Source organism: Streptomyces sp. PSU-S4-23 (genome assembly GCF_055632315.1).
In genome coordinates this window covers 74,770-93,679 of the sequence record NZ_JBVMUU010000002.1, presented here as the reverse complement: position 1 = coordinate 93,679, position 18,910 = coordinate 74,770, and the positions used below count along the sequence as shown (strand labels likewise).

The window sequence follows — 18,910 nt, the reverse complement described above, 5'->3', positions numbered from 1 at the left end:
CGGCCCCATCCGCACTCCCGGCACCGAAGAAGGGACACCCAGCCGTGTCGAACACCCGCACCGATCTGACGGGCAAGGTCGCCGTCGTCACCGGCAGTGGCCGCGGCCTCGGCCTGGCCTATGCCAGGGCCCTGGCCGCCGCGGGCGCCTGTGTGGTCGTCAACGACGTCGACGAGACCGCCGCCGAGCAGGCCGCCGCGTCCATCACCGGCGCCGGAGGCGGCAAGGCCGTCGCCGAAGCGGTCGCCGTCGGCACCGCCGAGGCCGCCGACCGGCTGGTCGGCCGAGCCGTGGAGACCTTCGGCCGGCTCGACATCATGGTGACCAACGCCGGCATCCTGCGGGACCGGGTCCTGTGGAAGATGTCCGACGAGGACTTCGACACGGTCGTCGGCGTCCACCTGAGGGGCACCTTCACCTGCGCGCGGGCGGCCGCGGTACGGATGCGCGAGCAGGGCGAGGGCGGCACTCTGGTGCTGGTGGCCTCGCCCGCCGGCCAGCGGGGGAACTTCGGGCAGACCAACTACGCCGCCGCCAAGGCGGGCATCGCCGCCATGACCCGCACCTGGTCGATGGAACTGCAGAGGTCCGGCATCACCGTGAACGCCGTCGTGCCGGTCGCCGCGACCGCCATGACCGAGACGATCCCCGCGTTCGCCCCGTACATCGAGGCGCTGCGCGAGGGCGATCCGCTGCCCGACGTCCTGCGCAAGGGAGAGGGCTTCGGCACCCCCGAGGACTGCGCCGCCCTGATCCCCTTCCTCGCCTCCGAGGCGGCCCGCGACGTCACCGGCCAGTGCATCGGCATCGGCGGCGACAAGCTCTCGCTGTGGTCCCACCCGCAGGAGGCCGCGGTCGCGTACGCCGACGGCGGCTGGACGCCCGAGACCATCGCGGCCACCTGGCACACCGGCGTCGGCAGCAGCCCGCAGAGCGTCGGCATCCCCGCCCCCCGGATCCCGGAGGCGTGAGCGCGATGTACCGGCCGGCCATCGACCTCGACGCGGTCACCGCGATCGACGTCCACACCCACGCGGAGATCTCCTCCAAGGGAGCCGCCTCGCTCTCCGACGACCTGCACGCGGCCTCCAGCGCCTACTTCAAGGTCGAGGGCAAGCGCACCCCCACCCTGGAGGAGATCGCCGCTCACTACCGCGAGCGGAGGATGGCCGCCGTCGTCTTCACCGTGGACGCCGAGCACGCCACGGGCACCGCGCCGGTGCCCAACGAGGAGGTGGCCGAGGCCGCCGCCGCCCATCCCGACGTGCTGATCCCCTTCGCCAGCATCGACCCCTTCCGCGGCCGGGCGGGCATACGGCAGGCCCGCCGGCTGGTGACGGAGTACGGGGTGCGGGGCTTCAAGTTCCACCCCAGCATCCAGGGGTTCTTCCCCGACGACCGGATCGCCTACGGCCTGTACGAGGTGATCGAGGAGACCGGCACCATCGCCCTGTTCCACACCGGACAGACCGGCATCGGCGCGGGAGTGCCGGGCGGCGGCGGCATCCGGCTGAAGTACAGCAACCCGCTGCACGTCGACGACGTGGCCGCCGACTTCCCCCATCTGAAGATCATCCTGGCGCACCCGTCGTTCCCCTGGCAGGACGAGGCGCTGGCGGTGGCCACCCACAAGCCGGGCGTGCACATCGACCTGTCGGGCTGGTCGCCCAAGTACTTCCCGCCGCAGCTGGTGCGGTACGCCAACAGCCTGCTCAAGGACAAGATGCTCTTCGGCTCCGACTACCCCGTCCTCACCCCCGACCGGTGGCTCGCCGACTTCGGCCAGCTGCCGATCAAGGACGAGGTGAAGCCGAAGATCCTCAAGGAGAACGCCGCGCGGCTGCTCGGGCTCACCGGCTCCTAGCACCGGCACCCGCGGCGCTGCCGCACCCCGCCTGCCCGCAGAACTCGTGAAGGGGCGCCACGATGCGCAACGAGGGACTGGGATCCTGGCCCGCACGGCGGGCCCGCAAGACCCCGCACCGCACCGCCCTGGTCCACCGCGACCGGGTCATCAGCTACGCCGAGCTGTACGAGCGCACCACCCGCCTGGCCCACACCCTGCGCGCGGCCGGCGTCCGGCGCGGGGACCGGGTCGCCTACTTGGGCGCCAACCATCCGAGCTTCCTGGAGACCCTGTTCGCCTCGGGCACGCTCGGCGCGGTCTTCGTCCCGCTCAACACCCGGCTGGCGGCACCGGAGATCGCCTACCAGCTCAAGGACTGCGGGGCCCACGTCCTCGTCCACGCCCCCTCCCACGGCGGGATCGTCGAGGACACGCGAGGCCTGACAAACGTACGCACCCGCATCGCCGTCGGCCCCGACTACGAACACCTGCTCCGTCAGGCGCCGGCGGACCCGGTCGACGAACCGGTCGGCCACGACGAGGTGGGCATCATCATGTACACCTCCGGAACCACCGGGCGCCCCAAGGGGGCGATGCTCACCCACGCCAACCTCACCTGGAACGCCGTGAACGTGCTGGTCGACCAGGACCTCGTCGCCGAGGAAGTGGCCCTGGTCTCCGCCCCGTTGTTCCACACCGCGGGCCTGAACATGCTCACCCTGCCGGTGCTGCTCAAGGGCGGTACCTGCGTGCTCGCCGAGCACTTCGACCCCGGGGCCACCCTCGACCTGATCGAACAGCACCGGATCACCTTCATGTTCGGGGTGCCGGCCATGTTCGACCAGATCGCCCGGCACCCGCGCTGGCCGCATGCCGACCTGTCCTCCCTGCGCATGCTCACCTGCGGCGGCTCGCCCGTGCCGACCTCGCTCATCGCCGCCTACCAGCAGCGGGGCCTGTCCTTCATGCAGGGCTACGGCATGACCGAGGCGTCGCCCGGCGTGCTGTTCCTCGATGCCGCACACTCCGTCACCAAGGCCGGCTCGGCGGGCGTCCCGCACTTCTTCAGCGACGTACGGGTCATACGCCCGGACCTCACGCCGGTCGGCGTGGGGGAGACCGGAGAGGTGGTCGTGCGCGGGCCGCACGTCATGCAGGGCTACTGGGGCCTGCCCGAGGAGACCGCCGCCGCCTTCGCCGAGGGCTGGTTCCGCTCCGGCGACGCGGCGCGCGTGGACGAGGACGGGTACATCACCATCGTCGACCGGTTCAAGGACCTGATCATCTCCGGCGGGGAGAACATCTACCCCGCCGAAGTCGAGGACGTGTTGCTCACCCACCCCGATGTCGTCGAGTGCGCCGTCATCGGCGTCCCCGACGAGAAATGGGGCGAGGTGCCCAGGGCCGTCGTCGTCGCCCGGGAGGGCGCACGGCTCGACCCCGACGCGCTCCTGGCGTCCCTGCCCGGACGACTCGCCAAGTACAAGATCCCCAAGTCGGTCGTCGTCGCGGAGTCCCTGCCCCGCACCGCGTCAGGAAAGTGCCTGAAGTCCCGCGTGCGCGACCTGTACGGCACCGGCTGACCGCCCTGCCGCCCAAATCCCGCCGAGTTCCCTACCCAGCGAGTGGAGATTCCCGCATGACCCTCACCGTCACCGGCCTGGACGAGCTGAAGAAGCTGGCCGGAACCGACCTCGGGACCAGCGACTGGATCGAGGTGACCCAGGAACGCGTCCACACCTTCGCCGACGCGACCGGCGACCACCAGTGGATCCACGTCGACGCCGAGAGGGCCGCACAGGGCCCGTTCGGCGCGCCGATCGCTCACGGCTATCTGACGCTGTCGCTGTTCATCCCGATGTTCACCGAGCTGCTGGACGTGCACGGCGTCACCACCAAGGTCAACTACGGCCTCAACAAGGTGCGCTTCCCCTCCCCGGTCACGGTGGGCTCCCGCATCCGCCTGGACGCGCGGCTCACCGCCGCCGAGGACGTCCCCGGCGGTGTCCAGATCACCGTCGACGGCACCATCGAGATCGAGGGGGCGCCGAAGCCGGCCTGCGTCCTGCAGAGCGTCTCCCGCTTCTACGCCTGACCGCCGGCCGGCGGTCGGGCCTCGCGGTGCGGCGCGCCGGCACGCGCCGCACCCGGGTCCCGTCCCGGTGCTCAGGCTCGGCCACGACACGCTGGAACGCGCTGGACCAAGAGGTGTTCACCCGGCTCTCCTGCGGTGTGGTGCACGCGGCGACCCTGAACGACGAGCCCGACCGTCCGGATCGCAGGACCGCCTGCCCGAACATCACCCGCTCGGCCGCCTCCAGGGGTCGCCGTCGTGTGAGCCGTGCTCGTATGGGAGGGGCCTCCACCAACCTGGAGGGAGTGGAAGATGCATGAAATGTGGTGTGGCACAGACCCCTCAGGGGAGCCGGTGTGGCATGTCCTGACGGCGGACAAGACCTCGACGCTGTGCGGGGTGGACAAGGAGGAGCAGGAGGAGCCCAGCGGACGCGAACCGACGGACAGGCACTGCTTCTCCTGCATGAAGGCGTTTCAGGCCGCCCTGGCCTGACGTCCATGTGCCGCCGCGCACGGCAACGGCGGATCGGGAGGACCAGCCCGCGTACTCGGCCTGGTCCTCGACGCCGCCGTGCCGTGGATCGTCCGCTGCGGGTCCGGCTCGTCAGCCGTTTTCCTCAGGACCGAGCCCGGAACTGCGGGCATGCGTCGCAAGCGCCAGCGCCGAGTCCGCATGGAGCGTGATGCGCACCGGTGTGAAGGCGGTGGCGTCCACCGGAGACTTCCCGTTGCCGGGACTGCGGGCGTAGCGCGGATGGGCGCCTCCGCTGATCTGCCAGCGTATGCGGTGACCGACGGCGAAGCGGTGGGCGGTGGAGCTCATCGGCACGGTGATCCGTGACGGCTCCTGCCCGTCTGTCCGCAGCCGGCCCAGCCCGTCGCAGATGTTGACGGAGCGGCCTTGTGCATCCACGTCGCACAGGCGGGTGAAGACATCGGCATGACCGGTGTCCGTGGAGACGGTCAGCCGCGCGGAGACCGCTCCGAGGATGTCCACGGGCTCCGTCAACGGGGAGCTGGTGAACGTCAGTACGTCGTCCCGAGCCTCCAGGCTGCTGTTGTCACGAGGTCCGGCGGTACGGGAGAGCAGCGGGCCGCCAAGGGAGGGGGTGGGGTCCGCCGGGTCGTAGCAGAGCGACGTCAGGGGTGCGGAGTCCGTGGGAGCCTGCCGGGTGAGATGCCCCTGCGCGGTGGGGAACCACCGGCCGACGGTTGTGGCCGGCGGCCAGTCGTCGAGGTCCCGCCAGGCATCTTCGCCGCCGATGTGCACGCGCACCCGTGTGGGACGGAGCGCAGAGGGATCGGCGCGCAGGTGGGCGCGCAGCCAGGCGAGGCTCTCGGTGAACACCTCGGGCCACCCCCGTTGCAGGGCCGAGGTGTGGGTCCAGGGGCCGACGAGCAGAGCGGTCTCGCATCCGGCCCGGCGCAGGCGGTCATACTGCTCGACGGTCTGGTCGAGCAGGGCGTCGTGCCACCCGGTGATCAGACTCGTGGGCACGCTGAGCCGTTCCGCCGACTTTGCCAACGACGCGCCGCGCCAGTACGGGTCCGCGGCGTCCGGGTGTGTCATCACGTCGTCCAGCCAGGGCACGTCGCCGAGGACGGGCACGTGTGCGCCGCGCAGTGGCTGTGCGGTGGTGACCTCACGCAGGCGGCGCTGCAGGCGCAGTGTCGCCCTCAGGAACGGTGCCAGGCCCTGGTGCTGGTAGGTCATGCCCACGCCCACGGCAAGGGCGTTCTCCAGGCGCAGTGCACCGTCCGCGTGGAACAGCGCGTGGGGATCGTGCAGACCCACCTGCACCACCATTGCCTTCAGTTCGGGCGGCGGGTCCAGGGCGAGGGCCCATTGCACATAGCCCAGGTAACTGGGGCCGACGGTCCCCAGCGTTCCGTTGAACCAGGATTGCCCGCGCAGCCAGGACACCGTGGCCCGGCCGTCGGCGGCCTCGTTGCGCCACAAGTCGAACGTACCCCCCGAACCACCGGTGCCGCGGCAGCTCTGGAGGACCACGTGAAAGCCCTGTTCGGCGAAGAGCAGGCCGTACATGGGGGACCACGGCAGACCCCTGCCGTACGGCGAGCGCACCAGGAGGGTGGGGAAGTCGCCCTCAGCGCGCGGGAAGTAGTGGTCCGTGATCAGCGGGCTGCCATCGGCGGCCGGTACCACCAGCCCCGGCTCCCATCCGGCATCGTGCAGTCCGGCCGGGAGACGGCGCCACGTCGCCCTCAACAACCGTGAGGCCAGCGGCGGTTTCCCGGACGCCGATGCCCAGGTCGGCCTCGGCACAGGACCGTGCGTGCGTGATGTCATCGTTCCCCTCCTAGTTTCCGTACGATGTACGAGAATAGAGGATGCTTGACTGAGGCCGGCACGGAACCGCCGTGATCAAGGAGAGGAGCGCGGGTCATGCCCCGTGACGGAAGGGCCGACGCCCCCGGCGTCGGCCCTCAGCAGCTCTGGCCGAGCTCTGTCCGGCCCCGAAGAGGCCGCAAGCCTGCCTACAGCCGGGAGAGGATCACCGCCGCGGCCGTCGACCTGGCGGACGCGGCGGGACTCGAAGCGGTCACCATGCGGAAGGTCGCCGCGCAGGTCGGAGCCGGCGTCATGTCGCTCTACAGCTACGCTCCCGACAAGGAGACGTTGCTGAACCTGATGGTCGACCACGTCAGCGGCGAACTGCCGACCACGAACGCGCTCACCGGTGACTGGCGCGCCGATCTGAAGGCCGTCGCCGGCCTCCAGCGCGCCCTCATGCTGCGGCACCCCTGGCTTCCCGCCGCCCTGTCCACCCGCCGCGTCCCCGGACCCAACACCCTGGCCTTCCTGGAACGCGCGCTCGCCGCCCTGCGGCCCACCGGACTGGACGGTGCGGCGAAGCTGGAGATCTTCGCCCAGCTCACGGCGTTCGTAGCCGGACACGTCGCCCACGAGATCGCCCAGGCCGGGGCGGCGCAGTCGCCCGACCGGGCCGCGGCCGAAGCCCGCTACCTCGCCGCCGTCGCCGCGGACGGCCACCACCCGGAGCTCGCCGAAGCCCTCTCCGCCCCCGGACGCCCCCTCACCCCCGAGGCCACCTTCACCCGATTCCTCAACCGCCTGATCGACGGCCTCGACACCGACTGATCCCGCGCGGCCTTGATCGTGCCGCCTTGTCCGTGCCGCCTTGTCCGTGCCGCCTTGTCCGTGCCGCCTTGTCCGTGCCGCGTTGCCCGCGCCGCCATGCCCGGCCGCGAGATCGCCGACAGCGTCGGCGGACCCGTCGGGCCGCGGCGGTGACGCGCTCCACGGCGGCGTGCTATACAGGCGCTGACGATGACGTCAGTGTCAGCGAAGGGGCAAGGGGGCGGCATGGCCAGGATCCTGGTGGCGAACCGGGGAGAGATCGCGGTCCGGATCACCCGGACGATCCGTCGCCTGGGCCACACGGCGGTCGCGATCCACGCCCAGGACGACGCCCATGCCCTGCACGTCATGCGCGCCGACCTCGCCCTGCCGCTGGCCGGGACGGGGCCCGGCGCTTACCTGGACATCGAGGCCGTGGTCGCGGCGGCGGCATCGTGCGATGCCGGTCTGGTCCATCCCGGATACGGCTTCCTGAGCGAGAACGCCGATTTCGCGCGGGCGTGTGAGCAGGCGGGGATCACGTTCATCGGGCCCCGGTCCGAAGTGCTCGCGGAGTTCGGCAACAAGGTGACGGCCCGTCGCGCCGCCGAACGGGCTGGGATTCCGGTGCCGCCGGGATCGTCGGGCCCCGTCACGGCCGAGGAGGCGCGTGCCTTCTTCGAGGCACACGGTCCGATGATGGTCAAGGCGGTGTCGGGCGGCGGCGGCCGGGGCATGCGCGAGGTGCATGACGCCGCACACCTCGAGGACGTGTTCGACCGCTGTGCCTCGGAGGCCCGCACCGCCTTCGGCGACGGCGCGCTCTACGTGGAACAACTGCTGCCCGGCGCCCGGCACATCGAGGTACAGGTAGCCGCTGACATCCACGGTGCCGTCACCCACCTGTGGGAACGCGACTGCAGCATCCAGCGCCGCCACCAGAAACTGATCGAGGTCGCGCCGAGCCCCTCGCTCGCCCCGCACACACGGCAACGGATCATCTCCGCCGCGACGCGTCTGGCGGCCGCCGCGGGCTACCACGGCATCGGCACTTTCGAGTTCCTCGTCGACGGTGACGCGTTCTGGTTCATGGAGGCCAACCCGCGCCTGCAGGTCGAGCACACGATCACCGAAGCGATCACCGGGGTCGACCTGGTGAGCACCCAGATCCGGCTCGCCCAGGGGGCCCGTCTGTCCGACTGCGGACTGGCCGAACCCCCGGCCGCCCGCGGTTTCGCCGTACAGGCCCGCCTCAATGCGGAGAGGCTGGACCACTCCGGTGAGCCCCACCCCGCGACGGGCACGATCACCGGCTTCACCCTCCCCTCCGGCCCAGGGGTGCGCGTCGACACCGCCGGTCATGCCGGGTGGACGGTCGGCCCGCGGTACGACCCTCTCCTCGCCAAGATCGTCACCGTCGGGGACGACTTCCACGACGCCGCACACCGTGCCGCCATGGCGGTCACCGAGTTCGGCATCGACGGCGTCGCGACGAACCGGACGCTGCTGCATGCGATCCTCACCGACCCCGGCTTCCTGGCCGGCGAGTGGGACACCTCCTCCCTTCCGGCCCGTCTCACCGACCTCGCCTCCCATTCCCTGCCCTCCGCCCCGTTCGTTGCGGACCGGACCGGTGCGGCACCGGCCGGACCGGCCACGCACAACCCGTCGCCGGTCATACCCGAGGGAGCCGAGGCGGTGTGTGCGCCGATGCCCGGCGTGGTCGTCTCCGTCTCCGCGGACGCCGGTACGGCCGTGCCCGCCGCGGCCCCGCTGCTCGTGCTCGAAGCGATGAAGATGGAGCACGTGCTCCGTGCGGACAGGCGCCTGCACGTGCTGCGGCTCCTGGCCGCTCCCGGCGACGTCGTGGAGACGGGCACACCGCTCGTGCTCGTCCGGGCCGCCGACGACGGGACGGCACCCCCTGCACGCCCCGCTCCGGGCCGATCCCGGACCGCCGAACAGGACATGGACGAGGACTGGTCGGCCGAGGTCGAGGAGGTCGCACGGCGCGAGGCGTTCGCCCGCGCCCTGGGCGGCCCGGAGAAGATCGCCCGCCAGCACGGCACCGGCCGCATGACCGCCCGGGAGCGGATCGCCGCGCTGGCCGACCCCGGGACCTTCGCCGAGATCGGCGCGCTGGCCGGGTTCGCGGCCCGCGACGCGCGCGGCGCGGCCGTGTCGGTGTCCCCGACCAACTTCATCGCGGGCACCGCGCGCCTCGACGGGCGCAAGGTCGTGCTCGGTGTCGACGACTTCACGGTGCGCGGCGGTGCCGGCGACGCGGCGATCCACGCCAAGCAGATCTACCTCGAGCAGTACGCCCATCAGATGCGGCTGCCGATGGTCCGGCTGCTGGACGGTCAGAGCGGGGGCGGCAGCGTGAAGATGGCCCTCGACGCCGGCTACACCTATGTCCCGGTCAACCCCGCCTGGGACGCGGTGGTCGACAATCTGTCGGTGGTCCCGGTCGCGGCCGCCTGCCTCGGGCCGACGGTCGGCCTGGGCGCGGCACGGCTGGTCATGTCCCATCTGGCGGTCATGGTCGACGGCGTCGGTCAGCTCTTCACGGCCGGGCCGCCCGTGGTGCGCAGCGCCACCGGTGAAATCCTCACCAAGGACGAACTCGGTGGATCCGAGGTGCACCGCTCCAGCGGCGCCGTCGAGCGGATCGTCGAGTCCGAGGACGCCGCGTTCGAGGTGATCAGGGCCTTCCTGTCGTATCTCCCCACGAGCGTGTACGAGGGCCCTCCCGTGGTGCCGGGGACCGATCCGGCCGATCGCCGCGAGGACCTCCTGCTGTCGGCGATTCCGCACAACAAGCGCCGCCCCTACGCCATCGGACCGGTCCTCGACGCGATCTTCGATGCCGGCTCGGTGTTCACGTACGCCGAATACGGCGGCGGCACCGTCACCGCACTCGCCCGCCTCGACGGCCATCCGGTCGGCGTGATAGCCGCCGACCCCTTCCAGGGCGCGACCATGTCGGTCGAGGGCGCGCTCGCGATCACGCGCCTGGTCGACCTGTGCGAGACCTTCCACCTGCCGGTCGTGAGCCTCACCGACCAGGCGGGCATGACCATCGGACTGGCCGCCGAACGGCGGGGCACCATCCGGCACGGCGCACGCGCCATCAGCGCCGTCTACCAGGCCCGGGTACCGCAGGCCGAAATCATCGTGCGCCGCGTCTACGGCGTCGGCGGCGCCGGCATCGTCAACCGCCACCGTGCCGTGCGCAGCTGGGCCTGGCCGTCCGGCGACTGGGGGTCGCTGCCCGTGCAGGGCGGTGTCGAGGCCGCGTTCCGCGCACAGATCGAAGCCGCCGCCGACCCGGCCGCCGAAGCCGACCGCCTGCGCAACGAACTCGCCAACCTGGGATCACCGTTCCGTACCGCGGAGCAGTTCGGCGTCCAGGACGTCATCGACCCCCGGGACAGCCGGCCGCTGCTGTGCGACTGGGTGCGCGACGCATACCGGCTGATCCCCACGCTTCTCGGCCGGCCCGCGTTCGGCACCCGCCCCTGACATCCCGACGAGAGGAACCACGGTGGACAACGACGCCCTGCTCGCCCTCCTGCGGGCCGACGGCGACATCATCACCGAGCGCCTCGACCACGGGGCCCGCACGCGCGCAGACCGGGTGTTCCTCCACTACGGCGAGGACCGGATCACCCATGCCTACGCCGAGTTCGGCCGGCTCACCGCCCAGGACGTGCACGACCACGCGCGCACGGCGATGCCCGAGGACATGCGGCCACGTATCGTACGCATCGTGAAGGACCTGCCCCGCACCCCGACCGACAAGATCGAGAAGTACGAGCTGCGCAAGCAGATCCTCGACGAGCGCGGGCACAGCCCCTCATGACCGGGGAACCCGGCGAAGCAGCCTGGGCACGGGCACGCACCGCACGGGAGGGAAAGGACCACGAAACCCGGACCCGGCTCCTGAGCTGCGCGGAAGATGTCTTCGCCGCGAACGGGTACACACCGGCCACCATCGCCGACATCACCCAGGCGGCGCATGTCTCACGCGCATCGTTCTACTTGTACTTCACCTCCAAGGCGGACATCTTCCATGCCGTGGCCTCGGCGGTGCGCGACGAGTTCCTCGCCGCGCACGAGGTGCCCGGCGTCGACGAGAACGACCCGGTGGCCCTCGGCCGGGCGTCCAGCGCCGCCTTCCTGGCGGCCTATGCCCAGCACCTCGATCTGCTCACGGTCATCGAGCACCAGGCCCTCGCCGACCCCGCGATCGCAGCGATCTGGACGGAGATCCAGGAGAGGCCGCGGCGGCGGGTGATCCGCTACGTCGAGCGGCTCACCGCTGCCGGGCAGGCCGATCCGGCGGCGGACGCCGAGGCGGTCGCCGACGCCGTCCTCGGTATGTTCGCGCAGTTTGCGCGGCACCGGATCAAAGATCCGGTGCGCTTCGAGACCACCGTGGACACGCTGAACGCCATGTACCTGCGCCTACTTGGAATCGACGCCCGCCGGGTCTGACCCCACCCGCATTTCCGGCAACGTGCCCGTGACCCTCAACACGCCTTGATGTGCCAGACGGGAGAGAAATCGAGAAACCCGTCGCGCTGGCCCGGGGCCGTGTCGACGAGCGTGCGGTAGTTGCTGTCCTGGATCAGGGCGTGCGCGCCGCCGGTGTTGTTGTTGGCCCAGGAACCGAGCCCGTTCCAGTTGTAGAGGTTGTATTCCTGGCAGCGGTACAACTGGTACTGCGTACCGGTCCAGTTGCCTCCCGTCCAGATGCAGAAGTAGCCCTGGCGGCACGGCTCGTCGTCGGCGACGCCGCTGACCCCGGCGACCGTGCCGTCGGCGTTGGTGCCCGGTTCGGCATGGGCGACGCCCGAGGTGGCGCCGAACAACGCCAGGACGACGGCCCCGATGCCGAGGGCGGTGCGATTGGCCTTCATGTTCCCCCACGAAGATATCGAAGAGATCGACGGGACAGAGAAGATCGACTCGTAAGAGCCCGGTCGCAGATCGCGGATCGCGGACGGTGAGCGGACACGGTTCAGCAGGTGCGTACCGGGTTTGTCTCGCTGGAGATCGAGGTGTCCTTCATGTAGCCGTACTCCCCGTTGTCCGCTTCGGTGTACAGCCACCGGTACGGGTGCGGTCCACCCACGTAGGGCCCGTCGTCGCGGCGGCAGATGAACCAGCTGTGGGTGGTGTTCATGTAGCCGACCACCTGACTCGGGACGGGGTAGCCGTCCGTCTCCCGCTGGCCGTACACCGGCGCTCCACGGACGTTGTAGCACCAGTAGTAGCCGCTGCCGTCCGGGCCGGTGCAGTTGTCTGCCGCGGCGGCCGTTCCCGTGCCCATCGCTCCCGCGCCGGCGGTCGCGGAGGCGATCAGCAGGGCGGCGAGTATCCCCCGAATGCGCATGGCACTCCTTTGTGATGGTCGATCGGTCGTGGAGCAGCCTGCCGCAGGGGCCCGGGCAACCGGATGGTGCTTCGGCCTGAGCCGAAAGACCCGCCTGTCGCAGGCGAAAGGCTGGACGACGGGCCTTGTCGCCCGGGAGCACTCGGATCAGAGGACGGGGCCGGCGGCGGTCGCCCCGGCCGGGCGTGCAGACGGAGAGAGACGGCCGCGGCCTCCGCGGTCGAGCAGCGCCCGGCCGAGCGGAGTCGGCCGGTGCCAGACCGCGTTGGCGGTGCGGTGGCTGACGATGAGACCGGCCCGACGCAGGACGGTGGCGTGTTCGCTGACCGACGCGGGCGAGATGCGCAGGCGCCGGGTGATGTCCGTGCCGGTGGCGCCCTCTGCCATGGCGATCTCCCACAGGACGGCGGCACGGGTGGCCCCCCAGGAGGCGGACCAGGCCGTCGCCGGCGAACGTGTTCGCGGGCTCCAGCAGGCGCTGCAGGCCACGGTTGGCCGGATACACCAGCACCGGCTCCAGCCGCGTGTCGAACAGTGAGATGGGACGGGACCAGCAGAAGAAGGACGGTACGAGCACAAGCCCCCGGCCGCCCAGGTGGAGTTCCCGCCGGACGGGATAGGCGACGGAGAGTACCGGCGCCTCCCAGCGGACCAGCGGATGCAGGTTGGTCAGCATGCGCTCCACACCCGCGTCGAGAAGATCCGCGGCACGGGCTGCCCGCTCGGCCGCAACCACCGATTGGACGCGCTCCCAGACCGGGGCCAGGGCGCGCTGGTGGTACCGGCGCATCGCTGTGCCCACCTGCCGCAGGGCCCCCGCGTCGCCCTCGGCCAAGGGGCGCATCCACGTCCCCGTGCCGTGCCGCCTGGCCAGGAGTTCGAGGTCCGCGCGCAGCCTGTCGCGAGTCGTGCTCTGCACGGCATCCACCACCGACTCGATATCGGATCCGGCGGCCGGGGTGAGGAAGTCCGGGGAGTAGCCGCGTGGAGGGGCCAGGCGCAGGAGCGTGCGTGCGGATGGGTCCAGTGAGCGGAGCGTCGTGGTGCGCCACCGCCCGAACACATGGTGGTCGGCCTGCCCGGAGAGAGCATGGAGGCTCAACAACATCTCCCAGGCCGGCGCCGGTCCGGTGGCGATGCGGACGCGGCCGAGGTCCTCGCCGGTGAAGTGGATCCGCAGCATGTGTGGGTCCCCCGATGAACAAGCCGTTCGTGCGCTGCGAAGTCAATCATGCTTTATGGGAAATAAAGCTATCAGTAATATGCAAAGGGAATTTCAGTGATGGTGGGGGGATTCTGTGGGGGAAACGGAGAGGGCGTTTAGGGGTGCGCACCGCCGGAGCAACGCCGCAGGGCCGCTTGGGCGGGCGGTCCCGGGCGCTGCTCCGGCGCCCGGGACCACCCGGCCGGAGCAGGTACCGAGTGGCGCGCGGTCCGCTCTGCGGCGGCCCGGGCGGCGGCATGCGCTCGCGCACCGCTCGCGCGGGAATGCCACTGAACCGCACCGCTCACCGGTGGCCGGGCCGCCGTCCGCCCTCAGCGGCCCGTCCGCGTCACGCCCTTCCAGGCCAGCGGCAGCAGTCCCGCCGCCACGGCGATCTTCAGAGTGTCGGTGACGAGGAACGGGGTGACGCCCTGGGCGACGGCCTGCGTCGGGCCGAGGCCGGTGGCCATGGCCAGCCAGGTCGCTCCGACCAGGTAGACGACCGCGTTGCCGAGTGCCATGAGGCCGATGGTGCCGACGACGCTGCGGTCGTTTCCGCGGCGGGCGAGTTCGCCGACGAGCGCGGCTGCGAGGACGAAGCCGACGACATAGCCGAAGGCCGGGCCGCCCGCGCCGTGGGCGTGGCCCGCGAACCAGGGGACTCCGGCGGCGCCGGCGGCCAGGTAGAGCGCCATGGAGGCGGCCCCGCGGACGGTGCCGAGCGCGGCGCCGGTCAGCAGTACGGCGAGGGTCTGCAGGGTGAAGGGCACCGGGCTGAGAGGCGTCTGGAGCGACACCTGGGCGGCGAGACCGGTCAGTCCCGCGCCGCCGGCGACGAGCAGCGCGTCGCGCAGCAGGGCCGAGCCCGGTATCCGGTCGGCGAGGACTCCCGGCCGGGCCGACGGCTGGAGGATGGCTGTGGTCATGGTGATGGGCTCCGTTTCGGGGCAGAAGATGCGGGCGGGGTCAGGAGATCTCGGCGATCAGGGCGCCCTCTTCCAGGACATCGCCCTCGCTGATGGGGAGCCTGGTGACCGTTCCCGCCGTCTCCGTCTCGACGGGGATCTCCATCTTCATGGACTCGAGGATCGCCAAGGTGTCTCCGGCAGCGACGGTGCTGCCCTCGGTGACCAGGACCTTCCATACGTTGGCGGCCAGGTCGGCGGTGATCTGCTGGGGCATACGGGGCTCCTAGGACTGGGGCGGTCGGGGTGCGCGCATGCGCGTGACGATGCCGGTGGTGTACGTGCCGTCGGCGAACGCCGGCTGGTCGAGCAACTCGGTGAAGAACGGCAGGTTGTTCTTCGGGCCGGTGACGGTGAACGACGCCAGCGCGCCGCGGGCCCGGGCAAGCGCCGCCTCACGGGTCTCGGCGTGGACGATCAGCTTGGCCATGAGCGAGTCGTACGCCGGAGTGACCTTGTCGCCCTCGGCGTACCCGGAGTCGACGCGCACGCCTTCGCCGGTGGGCTCGGCCCAGGCGGTGACGGCGCCGGGTCCGGGCAGGAAGCGGACGGGGTCCTCGGCGTTGACGCGGAACTCGACGGCATGACCGTGCGGCCGGAGCGCGGTGAGGTCCGTCGACGGCGGCAGGCCGGAGGCGACCCGCAGCTGCTCCTCGACCAGGTCGACGCCGTACACGGCCTCAGTCACGGGATGCTCTACCTGCAGCCGGGTGTTCATCTCCAGGAACACGAAGTCCTGGGCGCCCGCAGCGCCGTACACCAGGCACTCGACGGTGCCGGCGTTGCGGTAGCCGACCGCCTTGCCGGCCTCGGTCGCGGCGGTGAGCATGCGCTCGCGCAGGTCGGGGTCGAGGTTCGGGGAGGGGCTCTCCTCGACCAGCTTCTGGTTGCGGCGCTGGACGGAGCAGTTGCGTTCGCCGAGGGCGATGACGGTGCCGTCGGCGAGGCCGAGGATCTGCACCTCGATGTGGCGGGCGTCGGGGTAGTAGCGCTCCAGGAGGATGCCCGGGTCGCCGAACAGACGGGCCGCGAAACCGGACACGGCCGTGTACTGCTTGCGCAGCTCCGCCTCGTCGTGGGCGATGCCCATGCCCATGCCGCCGCCGCCCGCCGACGCCTTGACCATCAGCGGGTAGCCGATGGCCGCCGCGGCCCCGACGGCGGCGGCCTCGTCGGTCACCGGGTCGACGGTTCCGGGCGCGACGGGCATGCCGGTGGCGGCGACCGCGTTACGGGCGTTGATCTTGTCGCCCATCAGCTCGATGACCTCTGGGTCGGGACCGACCCAGACCAGGCCCGATTCCCTTGCGCGGCGGGCGAATTCGGCGTTCTCGGAGAGGAAGCCGTAGCCCGGGTGGATGGCCGCGGCACCGGTGCGTGCGGCGGCTTCCAGGACGCGGTCGGCGTTGCGGTAGGACTCGGCGGGCGCGGCCGGACCGATCGCCACCGCCTCGTCGGCCTCGGCCGTGAACGGCAGTCCGGCGTCGGCGTCGCTGTGCACGGCGATCGTACGGATGCCGAGCCGGCGGGCGGTGCGGATGACGCGGCGGGCTATCTCGCCCCGGTTGGCGACCAGCAGGGACTCGATCACGATGGCACCACCAGGTCGGCCAGCGGCACCATCTCGATGCCGTGCTCGGCAAGGGCCGCGTGCACGGCGGTCGCCGTCTCGACGGCGTTGGGCGCGTCCCCGTGCAGACACAGGGAAACCGGGTCGACGTCGAGCTCCGTGCCGTCGTTGGCCTCGACCCTCCGCTCCAGCACCATGCGCACCGCGCGGCGGGCGACGAGGCCGGGGTCCCAGGCGAGCTTGACCGGCTCGATGACAAGGCGCCCCGAGGCGTCGTAGTGCAGGTCGGGGAAGGCTTCCGGGACGAGGGTGATGCCCTCGGCGGCGACCGCTTCCGTCGTGTCGCGGTTGAGCAGCATCAGCGGCAGTCCGGGGTCCGTCTTGGCCACGGCACGGGCGACGGCGGCGGCCAGCTGCGGGTCCTCGGAGGCCATGACGTACAGGGCGCCGTGCGGTTTGACGTGGGCCAGCCGGCCGCCCGCCGACCGTACGAAGGCGTCCAGCGCACCGAGTTGGTAGAGGCAGTAGTCCTCCAGGTCCTCGGGCGGGACCGTCATCCGGCGCCGGCCGAAGCCCATCAGATCGGGGAAGGCCAGGTGGGCGCCGATGGCCAGGCCGTGCTCGACGGCGGCGGCGACGGTGCGGCGGATGGTGGGCGGGTCGCCGGCGTGGTAGCCGGTGGCGACGTTGACCGAGGTCAGGTGGGGCATCATGCCCAGGTCGTCGCCGAGGCTCCAGCGGCCGAAGCTCTCTCCCATGTCGCAGTTGATGTCGATCCTGGCCATCAGAGTTCCTCGTAGTGCTGGGGGTCGGTGGTGTAGTCGACGCGGGCGCAGAGCGAGAGGGCCTCGTCCAGGGAGACCTCGCGGAAGCGGATGGTGTCGCGGCCCGGCCGCAGCTGGCCCGTCTTCCACAGGCCCGCCTGGACGACGGTGCCGATCACGGTGAAGCCGCCGGCGGTCGGCCCGTCGGGGCCGAGAATGACGGGGACGTCGCCGTTGGTGTTGATGCCGCCGACCGGGTAGCTGCCGTCGAGGACGTTGGAGGGGTGGCCGCCGGCGACGCCGCCGGAGGGGCGGGCCCACTGGAAGCGGTGCGGCTGGAGGCGGGTGCCGACCCGGTTGGCGTTGAGGTCGACCTTCCATTCGCGGCCGAGGAGATCCTTCCAGTCCTGCTCGGTGAGGAAGTCGGGGTCGGCGTGCGGGCCGCGCATCACCTCCACCTCCCAGTCGTTGGCCGGCACCGGGCGCAGGGCGGCGGGGACACGCAGCCGGGCGGGCTGCGGCGCGGGCAGGGCGTGCAGGACATCGCCCTTGGCCAGGGCGCGGCCCTCGACCCCGCCGATGCCGCCCATGGTGTAGGTGGCCCGGGAGCCGAGCACGAGCGGCACGTCGATGCCGCCGGCCACCGCCAGGTAGAGCCGGAACCCGGGCCCCTTGACGATCCCGCACTTGATCTCGTCGCCCGGGACGACCCGGACCGTCTCCCACAGCGGCATCGGCTCTGAGTTGAGGGTGATGCCCGAGCCCTCCGCGCCGGTGACGGCCACCGACGTCTCGGCGAGCACCGTGAGCGTGAGCCGGCCCATGGGGATCTCCAGGGCGGCGGCGCCGACGTCGTTGCCGACGAGGGAGTTGGCGACGCGGAACGACAGGTGGTCCATCGGCCCGGCCGGGAAGAAGCCCCTGGACTGCAGGCCCCGGCGGCCCGGGTAGTCCTGCACCAGGGTCTGCAGCCCGGGCGAGACCACGTCGAAGACGGCAGTCGACATTTACGGCACCTCCGTACGGGCGGCCGCCGCCTCGCGGGCGGTGCGCAGCGTGTCGGCCTCGGCGCGCACCCCGTCGGCGCGCTCCAGGTAGTCGGCGACCGAGAACGGATCGTCCTCGATCATGTATTCGTAGCGGTTCCCCAGGACGTCGCGGCGTGCGGCGAGCAGCTGGTCCTCGCTCACCCGCAGGAACCGCACACGGTCGCCGGGGCGGATCAGCAGCGGGTCGTCGCGGAAGACGTCGTGCCGGGCGAGGATGTCGTACACCGGCACGGTCCGGCCGAAGAGCTGGTAGCCGCCCGGCGACTCGACGGGGTAGATGGCCACACAGGGCCCGCCGATGCCGACCGCGCCCTCGGCGGTCCAGGTGCGGGTCGGGTTGTACTTCGGCACGGTGATGGCGTTGCGCGGGTCGAGCGGGAACATGAACGGCAGGCCCGGGAAGAAGCCGGTGTAGGCGTTCCACCACTCGGTGCCGGTGATCGTCTCGTACAGCGACTCGGGCCCGTCGAGCCCGTTGTACTCCACGATGTAGTCGATGTTGGAGTTGTCCCGGACATTGGGGGCGTCCTGGCGGATGGTGGTGGCATACCGCCGTACCGCCTCCCGGCTCTCCGCGTCGTCGAAGGCGATCGGCAGCGTGATGAGCCGGCTCGGGATGGTCAGGGAGCGGACGGACTCCTGCGCCTCGTGCACGTCCTCCAGGGCGGCGATCAGATCCTTGCGGTCGATGGCCGAGGGCTCGTACTGCAGGAGCAGGGAGCGGAAGCCGGGCGCGGCTTCCACCAGGCCGGGCACCGGGTGTGCCGCGAGGCGGGCGGAGACGGCGGTGACGAAGAAGTTCAGCTCCAGGTCGAGTGCCATCTCGCCGTACTCGACGAGTACGTACCGGTCGCCCGCCGCGCGGTAGGCGATGGCGGGCCGGTCCTGGTCGGCGGCCCGGCTGTGAATGATCGCGGACATGATCCTCTTTC

General features: G+C 71.4%; 19 protein-coding genes. 9 read left to right on the top strand and 10 right to left on the bottom strand.

The genetic code is table 11. The features are described from left to right. The first annotated feature begins 44 nt into the window (after window positions 1-44). The 5 genes from ACZ79I_RS00875 (at window position 45) to ACZ79I_RS00855 (ending at window position 4,415) form a co-directional block, all read left to right on the top strand. On the top strand, window positions 45-971 hold the full coding sequence (locus ACZ79I_RS00875) for an SDR family NAD(P)-dependent oxidoreductase (RefSeq protein ID WP_471493156.1): 927 nt from the start codon (window positions 45-47) through the stop codon (window positions 969-971). Between the two features lie 5 nt (window positions 972-976). Continuing rightward, window positions 977-1,864: an amidohydrolase family protein gene (locus ACZ79I_RS00870; RefSeq protein ID WP_471504673.1), complete on the top strand. Its 888-nt coding sequence runs from the start codon at window positions 977-979 to the stop codon at window positions 1,862-1,864. A 62-nt stretch (window positions 1,865-1,926) separates the two neighbouring features. Continuing rightward, window positions 1,927-3,429 (top strand): acyl-CoA synthetase, encoded by a 1,503-nt coding sequence (locus tag ACZ79I_RS00865; RefSeq protein WP_471493154.1) that lies wholly within the window; start codon window positions 1,927-1,929, stop codon window positions 3,427-3,429. 56 nt (window positions 3,430-3,485) lie between these two features. Continuing rightward, complete coding sequence (locus ACZ79I_RS00860; RefSeq protein ID WP_471493152.1) at window positions 3,486-3,941, top strand: MaoC family dehydratase; 456 nt, start codon at window positions 3,486-3,488, stop codon at window positions 3,939-3,941. Window positions 3,942-4,274: 333 nt separating this feature from the next. Beyond that, window positions 4,275-4,415: a hypothetical protein gene (locus ACZ79I_RS00855; RefSeq protein WP_471493151.1), complete on the top strand. Its 141-nt coding sequence runs from the start codon at window positions 4,275-4,277 to the stop codon at window positions 4,413-4,415. Window positions 4,416-4,526: 111 nt separating this feature from the next. On the opposite strand, the gene ACZ79I_RS00850 is transcribed toward ACZ79I_RS00855, so the two are convergent. Continuing rightward, window positions 4,527-6,233: a CocE/NonD family hydrolase gene (locus tag ACZ79I_RS00850; protein WP_471493149.1), complete on the bottom strand. Its 1,707-nt coding sequence runs from the start codon at window positions 6,231-6,233 to the stop codon at window positions 4,527-4,529. A gap of 96 nt (window positions 6,234-6,329) precedes the next feature. Here ACZ79I_RS00850 and ACZ79I_RS00845 point away from each other — a divergent pair, with 96 nt between their 5' ends. The 4 genes from ACZ79I_RS00845 to ACZ79I_RS00830 all read left to right on the top strand — a co-directional run bounded on the left by ACZ79I_RS00845 (window position 6,330) and on the right by ACZ79I_RS00830 (window position 11,525). Further along, window positions 6,330-7,046, top strand: coding sequence for a TetR/AcrR family transcriptional regulator C-terminal domain-containing protein (locus ACZ79I_RS00845; protein WP_471493147.1), 717 nt, complete (start codon window positions 6,330-6,332; stop codon window positions 7,044-7,046). Between the two features lie 225 nt (window positions 7,047-7,271). Continuing rightward, the gene (locus ACZ79I_RS00840; RefSeq protein ID WP_471493146.1) at window positions 7,272-10,550 is read left to right on the top strand and encodes a carboxyl transferase domain-containing protein; all 3,279 of its coding nucleotides are present in this window, start codon (window positions 7,272-7,274) and stop codon (window positions 10,548-10,550) included. Window positions 10,551-10,572: 22 nt separating this feature from the next. Further along, window positions 10,573-10,890 (top strand): hypothetical protein, encoded by a 318-nt coding sequence (locus ACZ79I_RS00835; RefSeq protein WP_471493144.1) that lies wholly within the window; start codon window positions 10,573-10,575, stop codon window positions 10,888-10,890. Beyond that, window positions 10,887-11,525: a TetR/AcrR family transcriptional regulator gene (locus ACZ79I_RS00830; protein ID WP_471493143.1), complete on the top strand. Its 639-nt coding sequence runs from the start codon at window positions 10,887-10,889 to the stop codon at window positions 11,523-11,525. Before ACZ79I_RS00835 ends, ACZ79I_RS00830 begins: the two co-directional genes overlap by 4 nt. Before the next feature lie 35 nt (window positions 11,526-11,560). Here ACZ79I_RS00830 and ACZ79I_RS00825 read toward each other — a convergent pair whose 3' ends face one another. The 9 genes from ACZ79I_RS00825 to ACZ79I_RS00785 form a co-directional block, all read right to left on the bottom strand. Then, complete coding sequence (locus ACZ79I_RS00825) at window positions 11,561-11,950, bottom strand: peptidase inhibitor family I36 protein (protein WP_471493141.1); 390 nt, start codon at window positions 11,948-11,950, stop codon at window positions 11,561-11,563. Between the two features lie 101 nt (window positions 11,951-12,051). After that, complete coding sequence (locus ACZ79I_RS00820; RefSeq protein WP_471493140.1) at window positions 12,052-12,426, bottom strand: hypothetical protein; 375 nt, start codon at window positions 12,424-12,426, stop codon at window positions 12,052-12,054. Window positions 12,427-12,573: 147 nt separating this feature from the next. Continuing rightward, the gene (locus tag ACZ79I_RS00815) at window positions 12,574-12,813 is read right to left on the bottom strand and encodes a winged helix-turn-helix domain-containing protein (protein WP_471493138.1); all 240 of its coding nucleotides are present in this window, start codon (window positions 12,811-12,813) and stop codon (window positions 12,574-12,576) included. Between the two features lie 1,149 nt (window positions 12,814-13,962). Beyond that, complete coding sequence (locus ACZ79I_RS00810; protein ID WP_471493136.1) at window positions 13,963-14,556, bottom strand: biotin transporter BioY; 594 nt, start codon at window positions 14,554-14,556, stop codon at window positions 13,963-13,965. A 40-nt stretch (window positions 14,557-14,596) separates the two neighbouring features. Continuing rightward, window positions 14,597-14,812 (bottom strand): biotin/lipoyl-binding carrier protein, encoded by a 216-nt coding sequence (locus ACZ79I_RS00805; protein WP_471493135.1) that lies wholly within the window; start codon window positions 14,810-14,812, stop codon window positions 14,597-14,599. Between the two features lie 9 nt (window positions 14,813-14,821). After that, window positions 14,822-16,186 (bottom strand): acetyl-CoA carboxylase biotin carboxylase subunit, encoded by a 1,365-nt coding sequence (locus ACZ79I_RS00800; RefSeq protein WP_471493133.1) that lies wholly within the window; start codon window positions 16,184-16,186, stop codon window positions 14,822-14,824. Then, window positions 16,183-16,950: a LamB/YcsF family protein gene (locus ACZ79I_RS00795; RefSeq protein WP_471493132.1), complete on the bottom strand. Its 768-nt coding sequence runs from the start codon at window positions 16,948-16,950 to the stop codon at window positions 16,183-16,185. The genes ACZ79I_RS00800 and ACZ79I_RS00795 overlap by 4 nt, the downstream gene beginning before the upstream one ends. Further along, entirely contained in the window at window positions 16,950-17,936 is a 987-nt protein-coding gene (locus ACZ79I_RS00790) for a 5-oxoprolinase/urea amidolyase family protein (protein ID WP_471493130.1), read from the bottom strand. The genes ACZ79I_RS00795 and ACZ79I_RS00790 overlap by 1 nt, the downstream gene beginning before the upstream one ends. Then, window positions 17,937-18,899, bottom strand: a complete 963-nt coding sequence (locus ACZ79I_RS00785) for a carboxyltransferase domain-containing protein (RefSeq protein WP_471493128.1) — start codon at window positions 18,897-18,899, stop codon at window positions 17,937-17,939. Window positions 18,900-18,910 lie beyond the last annotated feature (11 nt).

Excerpts from the sequence above, each read along its gene's own strand:
- ACZ79I_RS00790 (WP_471493130.1), bottom strand. The coding sequence starts at position 17,936 with ATGTCGACTGCCGTCTTCGACGTGGTCTCGCCCGGGCTGCAGACCCTG.
- ACZ79I_RS00795 (WP_471493132.1), bottom strand. The coding sequence starts at position 16,950 with ATGGCCAGGATCGACATCAACTGCGACATGGGAGAGAGCTTCGGCCGC.
- ACZ79I_RS00845 (WP_471493147.1), top strand. The coding sequence starts at position 6,330 with ATGCCCCGTGACGGAAGGGCCGACGCCCCCGGCGTCGGCCCTCAGCAG.
- ACZ79I_RS00820 (WP_471493140.1), bottom strand. The coding sequence starts at position 12,426 with ATGCGCATTCGGGGGATACTCGCCGCCCTGCTGATCGCCTCCGCGACC.
- ACZ79I_RS00865 (WP_471493154.1), top strand. The coding sequence starts at position 1,927 with ATGCGCAACGAGGGACTGGGATCCTGGCCCGCACGGCGGGCCCGCAAG.
- ACZ79I_RS00840 (WP_471493146.1), top strand. The coding sequence starts at position 7,272 with ATGGCCAGGATCCTGGTGGCGAACCGGGGAGAGATCGCGGTCCGGATC.
- ACZ79I_RS00870 (WP_471504673.1), top strand. The coding sequence starts at position 977 with ATGTACCGGCCGGCCATCGACCTCGACGCGGTCACCGCGATCGACGTC.
- ACZ79I_RS00815 (WP_471493138.1), bottom strand. The coding sequence starts at position 12,813 with ATGGCAGAGGGCGCCACCGGCACGGACATCACCCGGCGCCTGCGCATC.
- ACZ79I_RS00825 (WP_471493141.1), bottom strand. The coding sequence starts at position 11,950 with ATGAAGGCCAATCGCACCGCCCTCGGCATCGGGGCCGTCGTCCTGGCG.
- ACZ79I_RS00785 (WP_471493128.1), bottom strand. The coding sequence starts at position 18,899 with ATGTCCGCGATCATTCACAGCCGGGCCGCCGACCAGGACCGGCCCGCC.
- ACZ79I_RS00810 (WP_471493136.1), bottom strand. The coding sequence starts at position 14,556 with ATGACCACAGCCATCCTCCAGCCGTCGGCCCGGCCGGGAGTCCTCGCC.
- ACZ79I_RS00830 (WP_471493143.1), top strand. The coding sequence starts at position 10,887 with ATGACCGGGGAACCCGGCGAAGCAGCCTGGGCACGGGCACGCACCGCA.
- ACZ79I_RS00805 (WP_471493135.1), bottom strand. The coding sequence starts at position 14,812 with ATGCCCCAGCAGATCACCGCCGACCTGGCCGCCAACGTATGGAAGGTC.
- ACZ79I_RS00860 (WP_471493152.1), top strand. The coding sequence starts at position 3,486 with ATGACCCTCACCGTCACCGGCCTGGACGAGCTGAAGAAGCTGGCCGGA.
- ACZ79I_RS00850 (WP_471493149.1), bottom strand. The coding sequence starts at position 6,233 with ATGACATCACGCACGCACGGTCCTGTGCCGAGGCCGACCTGGGCATCG.